The following is a 6,480-nucleotide window of genomic DNA, read 5'->3' as shown; positions in this document are numbered from 1 at the left end:
CGCGCGCAGGGTCGCGGCGGCGCGGCCGGGTCCGGTGTCGGCGGCCGGGCACCAGGAGCTGGCGTCGCACGTCCTGCTGCTGCCCTTCGTGCCGGACGACGTGCGGCGGGCGTTCACCGCGCGGCTGCTCGACCCGCTGCGCGAGTACGACCGGCGGCACCGCGCCGAGCTGATCCCGACGCTGGAGGCGTTCCTCGACTGCGACGGCTCCTGGACGCGGTGCGCGTCCCGGCTCCACCTGCACGTCAACACGTTGCGCTACCGCGTCGGCCGCATCGAGCAGTTGACGGGGCGGGACCTGTCGAAGCTGGAGGACAAGCTGGACTTCTTCCTGGCGCTCAGGATGAGTTGAGGCTCCGGCGGGGGCAAGTGGCGTGCGGTTCCGGTGAGTTGGCAGTGCCTACCCGGGGCCTGCCGCTGGTGAAACCCCGGCGGACCGGTTTCCCCCGACTTTGTGAAATCCTTCACCCGCCCCCTTGGCCCCGTGACACGATCCGTGCTGAGATGCGGCCACCACTCACAGCTCAAAGGCGTGCTCGGGGAGGGCAACGTGGCGCACACCGCCATGTCTGGTTACGGAACGACCCCTGGTGACGATCCCCTCCAGACCGCGGTATGGCGGCTGCGGTCACGCGCGTGCTGGGTCGACGCGGTGGCCCTGCTGCCGGCCGACACCGCGGCGGGTTCCCTTCAACGGGCCTCTCTGCTCGTCGAACGGTGCCTGTACACGGAGCAGGGGTGGGCCGACGCGGAAGACGCGCTGCGGGGGGCCGAGGCGCAGGCCCACTCCGACTCCGAGCGGGGCGCTGCCGCTTGTGAACGCGGGTACTTGGCCTACGCGTCCACTCTGCACGGGGTACGCGACCGCACCGACGAGGCACGCGCCGCCCTCGGCCGCGCCGCCGCACTGATCCCTCCGGGGGTGACACAGAGGGCCCTCCTCGACTTCCGTCGGGGACTCCTCGCCGAGAACCTCGCGAGTTCACCTCAGTCCGCGCGAGCTGCCTATCGGCGGGCCCACACTGCTGCCGCCGAGGCGTCCGACTCCCTCCTGCTGTCGTTCACTTGGCGCCACCTCGCCGGACTGGCCCTGCGCGACGGCGAGTTGACCGAGGCCCGCCACGGCTTCGCCGAATCCCTGCGGCTGCGGGAGGAGTTGGGGTACCTGGTGGGGACAGCTCCGGCACTGGCGTCGCTCGCGGACGCGGAAGTCGAGCCGGAGGCGTCGCGGCTGAGGGAGGAGGCGAGGAGGCTGTTCCAGCTGCTCGGGGGCGTACCTACGTGGCTGGCACGGCAGTTGGGGGTGGTGAAAGACGCGTCGTAGCTCGGCTGCCGGGCCGGTGGCGGCTGCTCGCGTCGGGTTCTTCGTGGTCTGACCGAACGCGAAAGCCCCGCCCGTGTGCCATGGGGGCGGCTCACGGACGGGGCTGTCATGAGGGCGCTACTCGTTCTGCGGACTCCTTCCCAGTCCCTCAGGGAGAAAGCTCTGTGGATCGCGCGCGGCTTCCTCCCGCAGGGGGTTGAAGATCTCCCACGAGTGTTCGCGAGGGTGGCCCTCGATCAGGTAGCACGCCTGGGGGTCGTCGTCATCCGATACCGCCTCGCACGCGGGCGCGGACACGAACTCTCCCACTCCGTTCGGCAACCAGCGCCACCACAGATTTCCGGTTCCGTCGTCCCACTCCTTCACGTACATGCAGTGCGCGCCGTCCATGTCGTGTTCTACGGCGAGTTCGCAGCGCACGGGACCGGCGTACTGGGCGTGGTCGTTGATGGGGACGGTTTCGCCGTGGGCTTCTGCGGCGGCGACGAGATTCGACAGGGGCAGGATGGAAATCGCGTTGCACACCCGCACTGTTATGGCCACGGGGTGATCCTCTCTGGTGAACAAAGACCCTGCCCGCTGGTCATCGGGGGAACGGACACAGCGAGCGGGGTCGTCTATCGGGAAGCGCCACGGGAAACCAGGATCGCGATGGTGGCGACCCATGCCGCGACGCTGACAGCGACGGCAATTTGCCGAAGCGCGCTCATACGGGTTGCTCCACGTCCGCGCCGGCTTCGCGCTCTTCGACGGTGAACAGCGCACCGGGGAGCGCGTCCCACTCGATGCCGCCGCCGTCCGGCCGGACCCACGCGCGTCCCAGCCATACGGTTTGGAGAATTCCCCTGCGTTCGCCGTCCGTGACTTCCCGCCCGATGTGCTTAGCGGTGATCATCACGCGGTCCTCTTCGCGCACTCGGGGCAGTTCTCGTACGGGCAGGGGGAGAACGTCGGCGTGGGAAGCTCGATTTCTCCGGTCTGGACGTTGAGAACACCGCCGTACTCGGTCCGCCAGTCCGTCAGGGGTGCCATATCGGCCTCTTCCGTGCCGTCCAGGAGCTGGCGGACAAGCCGGGGTTCCCCCAAGGCGCTCACGCGGGCGTTGGGCCACTTCACAGGGTCACCTCGCTGTGCGCCTCAGCCACGTGCCGCTTCCACAACACGGCCGCGTCGCTCGCCGCCGACGGGTCGTAGTCCTTGTTCCGCTCACCGGTCTTCGAGGTCTTGGCAGTGTGCTTGATCCACTTCTCCACGTATCCCTTGCAGTCGGCGCAATCGCCGATGACCTTGGGCATGATGAACGGCTCGGAAGGGTACGGCTGTTCGGGCTTTTCGCTTGTACCGTTGGGCACTGTCGTCAACCTCCTGGTGGTTGGTGGCCACGCCCCCGGCCGGTCGCACGGCGCGGGGGTCTTGCCGTCTGAAGAGCTTCAACCGACTCAGAGGCTTCAGAGAACGACCAACGGGGAACCCCGCAAGCCCATTTGGGGAACCCCGTTGGGGTGCACAGAGCTACTCTGGGGCAAGAGATCACTTCCGTCTCTCTGGGGGCGTTCATGGACGATCGCGTGGGCCGACGCAGCGGGTACGCGCTGACGATCCCTGACGCGCTGCTCCACAGCGAAGCCATGCGCCGAGGCTGCGCAATCCGTGACTTCCAAGAGATCTTCCGTCTCGTCAACAGACGCACCGGTTCCAGCTATGCCGTAATTGCCTCCGCAGTTGGCAAGATGACCAGTTCGCGCGTCAGCGACATCATCCGTGGCGTCCGTGGAATTCGCGGGCAAGCTGTGATCGAACGCGTTGCTGATGGGTTTGGAATCCCAGGTGAGATGCTTGGGCTTCCACAGCGCTCATGGGAGAGTTCACTGGTAGAAGGTGGCCGGAACCTGCCCCAGACCTATCCTGATCCACACCAGGAAGCAGCGGACGATCCCCACGTTCTTCCTGTGGACGGCGACTCGTCTGACGTGGTCCTGGTTTCGGTGTGGATCGAGGGGAGGAGGCAAGTAATGCCTATCGACCGGCGCACCTTAATCGGTGGCGCAATCGGGACCGTGCTGCCGAAGATGGATGCAAACCGAGTCGAAGCGGCAACGGAACACCTGAGGGAAATGTGGCACTCTCTCGTGAGAGCAGACAACCTGTTCGGCCCGCGCCACGCCCTGACTTCAGTTCACCAACAGCTCTCGATTCTGGAGTCAATGCTAGAACATGCCAGAGGTGGTCAGCGGATCGGATTGTTGAGGCTCGCAGCGCAGTACGCTGAATCTGCGGCATGGCTCCACGAGGACACGGCAGATATGCCGAACGCGGTAAAATGGACGAGTCGGGCAATGGAATGGGCTACCGAATCCGGTGATCAGTCCATGGTGATGTGGACGCTTTTCCGTAAGAGTCAGCAGGCAACGACACGGAAGAATCCAGCCCAAACGATCAGCCTCGCTCAAGCAGTCCAGCGGAACGAATCTGTCCTCACTCCCTCTGTAAGGGCTGCCGCTATGCAACAAGAGGCACATGGATACGCGCTTGACGGAGACGAACTATCCTGTCATCGCCGTCTGGACGAAGCTCACGAGTTCGCGGCCTCGCCGGATACCAGAGGTGACGCAAAATCGGGCCACGGGGATTTCTGTACAGCGAGTTATATTGAGATTCAGCGTGCGAATTGTTGGATTACTCTTGGTCGGCTTGACCTTGCAGTCCCAATCTTCGAGGCGGCATTGGATGAGCTTCCGGATGCCTATCAGCGTGACAGAGGTCTGGCGCAGTCTCGGCTAGCTTTGGCGTATACGGGTGTGCAGGAGTATGACCAGGCGGCAGCCCAAGCCGATTCAGCTCTGAGCATCGCGCAGGCTTCTGGCTCGATGCGCACAATGCGAGAGACTGTGACCGCAGTCAATGCGCTTGGGAGAGTGCATACTTCACAGGCTGTCACTGAATTGTTTGACGCCATTGAGGAAGGAACTGGATTCTGAACATGGCGAACGAGTACGAGTTGAAGGCCATGCGACGCGCTATCGCAATCTCAGCTCAGGGGCTTGGTTCCACCAGTCCTAATCCGCCGGTTGGATGCGTAATCCTTGATTCCCGCGGGCGGACAGTCGGCGAAGGTTATCACCGGCGCAAGGGGGAATCGCACGCCGAAGTAAACGCGCTGCTAGCAGCAGGAATGAGAGCAGAAGGCGGTACGGCAGTAGTTACCTTGGAGCCCTGCAATCACTACGGCCGAACGCCTCCTTGCCGTGAAGCGCTGATTACCGCGAATGTGTCCAGAGTTCTCATCGCAGTCATGGACCCGACGTCGCGAGGTGAAGGCGGCGCGGAACTCCTACGCAAAGCCGGGATTGAGGTTGAAAAAGATTTCCTCAAGGATGAAGCGCTCCTAGTTCTCGCTCCATGGCTGAAATCTCTAAGCAATTCGCGTCCAGCTTTTACGTGGATTCACGAAGCGAGCGAAACCGGCGTGCCAGTTCCGAGCGAGGCTCAGGGCGTCGTCGCTGATGAATTGCGCGTTCTCCGGGAGGCGTACGACATCGTTATCCGTCAGGGCGGGGAAATCGAAGAAGGTAGGCCCGGAATTCACAGTAGCGACATATTTCACCTTCCAGGCGTCCAATTGGGTGAGAGTATCACTGAGATTACCGACGTACTGAATAAGACAGGGGCGCGAACCGTACTCATCGAAGGTGTGCCAAGGAATCCGCACTTGGTTGCGCTGGCGGGAACGGCAGATCGCGTGATCAGCTACATTCCGTACACTCCTCCGTCGTACTCTCCCGAAGAAAATCCGAAATCTGCGGTTTCACCATATGAGGGTTACCGCCTAAGTCGAGTTTCGCGCTGCGGAGATTATGTGCGCACGGTGAGCATTCCTGAGCTGGTCTAGAAGGCCCTAGGAAACCGGTGTTTTACTCGGGTTTCATCTCCACCAAAACGGTTTGATCAGCCAGCACAGCTCACCGCCCCCACACCCCGAACCACTGCTCCGCCCCGTACTCCTCGAACCTCTCCACCTCCGTGAAGCCCAGCTTCGTGGCGAGGCGGACCGAGGGGGTGTTGGCTGTCTGGGTGCACAGGACGACCGGCTCGGCGGGGAGTGTGGCGGTGAACCAGGTCAGGGCTGCCCGGCAAGCCTCGGTGGCGTAACCGTGGCCCCAGGCCGACGGCAGGAACATGTAGCCGAGTTCGGGCTCGGAGGCGTCGGGGAGGAGGTGGCCGGGGCGTTCGGGGGCGCGGCGGTCCAGGGTGACCATGCCGATCATCGAACCGGCGAGTTCGATCACGAAGAAGCCGGGGCGGCGGCCGGGGGTCGCGGGAGCTGTGCGTTCGAGGTCGTCGCGGGGGTGAGGGCCGCCGAGGTAGGTGCGGACCTCAGGGGACGAGAAGAGGTCGATGAACGCCGGCCGGTCCCGCGCCTCGGACTCGCGCAGGAGGAGGCGTTCCGTACGGATGGGCGGGGGCGGCCAGGCGACGGGACCGAGTTCGGGCATGCAGGGCAAGCTACCGCACGCCCGTACGGCTGTTGCGGAGTACGAAGCACCGGAGCCCGCCCTGAAGGTCGTACCAACTCCCCTCGCCCCACCCCTCCGTGAAGTCCGCGACGTCCTGCGCGGTCACCCCGATGTGGCGCCGCGCGTCGGGCAGCCGCCCGGCGAGAGGAGTGGTGACCAGCCACACCCCACCCGGCACCAGCAACTCCCGCACCAGACCCCCGACTTCGGCCTTGTCCGGCAGAAACGCGAGGGCGAGCCGCATGGTCACCAGCCCGAACCCCCGGCGAGGCAGCGAACGCAGCACAGCACCGGAGTCGGAGAAGTCGAGGCACTGGACCCGCAGCCGGGGTTGGAGGTCGGCGTACCGGTCCCGGACGGCGGCGACGGAGGACTCGGCCCAGTCGACGGCGAGGGTGTCCCACCCGAGGGACGCGAGGCGGGCGGCGTACGTGCCGAGCCCGCAGCCGACGTCGAGAGCGCGCCGGGGAGAAACGTCGGCAACCGTTTCCACAAGCCGCCGCACCTCGTCGGCATCGGTGTCACGAAACCCGCGCCCGGAGGCGAACCAGTCCTCCCAGTGGGCGAGCATGCTCACACCCCCCGCAGCAGCCGATTGACGGCCCGCCCGAACACCACCCGACCCCCCGCCCGCAGCGCCCC

The 6,480-nt window shown here is 65.0% G+C and carries 10 protein-coding genes; 4 read left to right on the top strand and 6 right to left on the bottom strand.

Annotated elements, in window-relative coordinates; all coding sequences use genetic code 11:
- Together AOK24_RS06925 and AOK24_RS06920 are read left to right on the top strand one after the other, a co-directional pair.
- A partial coding sequence (locus tag AOK24_RS06925; protein WP_206191157.1) for a PucR family transcriptional regulator occupies window positions 1-352 on the top strand: 352 nt, incomplete at its 5' end.
- Window positions 353-550: 198 nt separating this feature from the next.
- Window positions 551-1,324 carry a hypothetical protein gene (locus AOK24_RS06920; protein ID WP_055719166.1) on the top strand — a complete coding sequence of 258 codons (774 nt, stop codon included), beginning with the start codon at window positions 551-553 and terminating at the stop codon, window positions 1,322-1,324.
- A 117-nt stretch (window positions 1,325-1,441) separates the two neighbouring features.
- Here the strand turns inward: AOK24_RS06920 and AOK24_RS06915 are convergent, their stop codons facing one another.
- The 4 genes from AOK24_RS06915 to AOK24_RS06900 all read right to left on the bottom strand — a co-directional run bounded on the left by AOK24_RS06915 (window position 1,442) and on the right by AOK24_RS06900 (window position 2,619).
- Window positions 1,442-1,867 carry a hypothetical protein gene (locus tag AOK24_RS06915; protein WP_159051806.1) on the bottom strand — a complete coding sequence of 142 codons (426 nt, stop codon included), beginning with the start codon at window positions 1,865-1,867 and terminating at the stop codon, window positions 1,442-1,444.
- 163 nt (window positions 1,868-2,030) lie between these two features.
- Window positions 2,031-2,219 carry a hypothetical protein gene (locus AOK24_RS06910; RefSeq protein WP_055719164.1) on the bottom strand — a complete coding sequence of 63 codons (189 nt, stop codon included), beginning with the start codon at window positions 2,217-2,219 and terminating at the stop codon, window positions 2,031-2,033.
- The gene (locus AOK24_RS06905) at window positions 2,219-2,440 is read right to left on the bottom strand and encodes a hypothetical protein (protein WP_055719163.1); all 222 of its coding nucleotides are present in this window, start codon (window positions 2,438-2,440) and stop codon (window positions 2,219-2,221) included. Before AOK24_RS06905 ends, AOK24_RS06910 begins: the two co-directional genes overlap by 1 nt.
- Complete coding sequence (locus AOK24_RS06900; protein WP_133258312.1) at window positions 2,437-2,619, bottom strand: hypothetical protein; 183 nt, start codon at window positions 2,617-2,619, stop codon at window positions 2,437-2,439. Before AOK24_RS06900 ends, AOK24_RS06905 begins: the two co-directional genes overlap by 4 nt.
- Window positions 2,620-2,880: 261 nt before the next feature.
- On the opposite strand from AOK24_RS06900, the gene AOK24_RS49575 reads away from it, so the two are divergent.
- Both AOK24_RS49575 and ribD read left to right on the top strand, forming a co-directional pair.
- Window positions 2,881-4,302, top strand: coding sequence for an NsdA family TPR-like regulatory protein (locus tag AOK24_RS49575; RefSeq protein WP_206191156.1), 1,422 nt, complete (start codon window positions 2,881-2,883; stop codon window positions 4,300-4,302).
- 2 nt (window positions 4,303-4,304) lie between these two features.
- On the top strand, window positions 4,305-5,213 hold the full coding sequence (ribD, locus tag AOK24_RS45480; protein WP_079056701.1) for a bifunctional diaminohydroxyphosphoribosylaminopyrimidine deaminase/5-amino-6-(5-phosphoribosylamino)uracil reductase RibD: 909 nt from the start codon (window positions 4,305-4,307) through the stop codon (window positions 5,211-5,213).
- A 70-nt stretch (window positions 5,214-5,283) separates the two neighbouring features.
- Here ribD and AOK24_RS06895 read toward each other — a convergent pair whose 3' ends face one another.
- Together AOK24_RS06895 and AOK24_RS06890 are read right to left on the bottom strand one after the other, a co-directional pair.
- On the bottom strand, window positions 5,284-5,817 hold the full coding sequence (locus tag AOK24_RS06895; protein ID WP_055719161.1) for a GNAT family N-acetyltransferase: 534 nt from the start codon (window positions 5,815-5,817) through the stop codon (window positions 5,284-5,286).
- Between the two features lie 10 nt (window positions 5,818-5,827).
- Window positions 5,828-6,409 carry a class I SAM-dependent methyltransferase gene (locus AOK24_RS06890; protein ID WP_240553704.1) on the bottom strand — a complete coding sequence of 194 codons (582 nt, stop codon included), beginning with the start codon at window positions 6,407-6,409 and terminating at the stop codon, window positions 5,828-5,830.
- Window positions 6,410-6,480: the final 71 nt, after the last annotated feature.

The organism is Streptomyces niveiscabiei (assembly GCF_001419795.1).
GTDB classification, from domain to species: Bacteria; Actinomycetota; Actinomycetes; order Streptomycetales; family Streptomycetaceae; genus Streptomyces; species Streptomyces niveiscabiei.
This window is presented reverse-complemented; position numbering and strand designations above follow the sequence as displayed.

Bases quoted from the DNA above. Each gene is read 5' to 3' on its own strand.
- AOK24_RS06910 (WP_055719164.1), bottom strand. From the start codon at position 2,219: ATGATCACCGCTAAGCACATCGGGCGGGAAGTCACGGACGGCGAACGC.
- AOK24_RS06900 (WP_133258312.1), bottom strand. From the start codon at position 2,619: ATGCCCAAGGTCATCGGCGATTGCGCCGACTGCAAGGGATACGTGGAG.
- AOK24_RS49575 (WP_206191156.1), top strand. From the start codon at position 2,881: ATGGACGATCGCGTGGGCCGACGCAGCGGGTACGCGCTGACGATCCCT.
- ribD (WP_079056701.1), top strand. From the start codon at position 4,305: ATGGCGAACGAGTACGAGTTGAAGGCCATGCGACGCGCTATCGCAATC.
- AOK24_RS06895 (WP_055719161.1), bottom strand. From the start codon at position 5,817: ATGCCCGAACTCGGTCCCGTCGCCTGGCCGCCCCCGCCCATCCGTACG.
- AOK24_RS06890 (WP_240553704.1), bottom strand. From the start codon at position 6,409: ATGCTCGCCCACTGGGAGGACTGGTTCGCCTCCGGGCGCGGGTTTCGT.